This is a genomic window from Photorhabdus sp. S10-54, assembly GCF_963878145.1.
GTDB classification, from domain to species: Bacteria; Pseudomonadota; Gammaproteobacteria; order Enterobacterales; family Enterobacteriaceae; genus Photorhabdus; species Photorhabdus kayaii.
This window is the reverse complement of record NZ_CAWNXG010000157.1, coordinates 1-812: the sequence shown is the minus strand read 5'-3', so window position 1 is coordinate 812 and position 812 is coordinate 1. Positions and strand designations below refer to the sequence as shown.

The 812-nt window shown below is 36.7% G+C and carries 3 protein-coding genes; all 3 read right to left on the bottom strand.

The features are described 5' to 3' along the window. Nucleotides 1-321 (bottom strand): phage N-6-adenine-methyltransferase (locus AACQ83_RS24280; RefSeq protein ID WP_112879932.1); only part of this gene is annotated, 321 nt, incomplete at its 3' end. Beyond that, nucleotides 321-536 carry a hypothetical protein gene (locus AACQ83_RS24275; RefSeq protein ID WP_112886973.1) on the bottom strand — a complete coding sequence of 72 codons (216 nt, stop codon included), beginning with the start codon at nucleotides 534-536 and terminating at the stop codon, nucleotides 321-323. The genes AACQ83_RS24275 and AACQ83_RS24280, both read right to left, overlap by 1 nt. A gap of 13 nt (nucleotides 537-549) precedes the next feature. Then, complete coding sequence (locus AACQ83_RS24270; protein WP_192881120.1) at nucleotides 550-750, bottom strand: hypothetical protein; 201 nt, start codon at nucleotides 748-750, stop codon at nucleotides 550-552. Nucleotides 751-812 lie beyond the last annotated feature (62 nt).

Sequence of the window (812 nt, the reverse complement as noted above, 5' to 3'; positions counted from 1 at the left end):
AAACCAGCCGACCGAAGTGTCGGCTGGGACTAACATAACGACCGGCTGTGATTGCCTCCTGCTTTGTTCTGCCGCCTTAATAACCCACGGAGATATATCGCTATACGGCGGGTTACAATATATTGCTCCGTAACTTATCCAATCACATGTAAGTGCATTATCTCGTTCCGTGAGATAATGAGCACATAGAGCATTTTCATTGTCTGCTGCTGCATCGAGATAAAAACCAAATTCAGCATCCAATGCTGCAAATATCTCAATCGGGGTTTGCCATTTATCTTTTAATTCCTTTGGGGTATTACTGCCTCCGAAGTCTGCCATTAATCACTCCAATAAGACAGGCTTTCTTTCGCTGCATCGTGCGGATGAATATATTTCCAATCGCCATCCTTTTTTGAATATGATTCAATCTCACACTCAGCAATTTCTTTTGCTTCTGATAAACTAGCGCCGCGTGACGCTAGTGTGTTTATCATGTAACGCTTGAACATTCGTTTCCAAATAAAATAAAAGTGATGACAAAGACAATCATTCATTGTTATTTCTCTTTCAGATAGTATTAGTTTTAACACGATTAATTACCCTTATTGTAGATTGTAATGCATTATTTTTAACAATAAGATTTTTGTTTTGCTCTTCAAGATATTTAATCTTATCAGCAATATCATTCAGAATTAAATAATCATCACATTTCGCTGTTCTTGCTAATTCGTGACATGCAGATATTAAAGACTCTGTATTTTTAGTCATGATTGTTACCTTTTTTCAATAATCTTGAATTCAATTACCCAGACACGCTTATTGTCAAATGA

Excerpts from the sequence above, each read along its gene's own strand:
- AACQ83_RS24275 (WP_112886973.1), bottom strand. The coding sequence starts at position 536 with ATGAATGATTGTCTTTGTCATCACTTTTATTTTATTTGGAAACGAATG.
- AACQ83_RS24270 (WP_192881120.1), bottom strand. The coding sequence starts at position 750 with ATGACTAAAAATACAGAGTCTTTAATATCTGCATGTCACGAATTAGCA.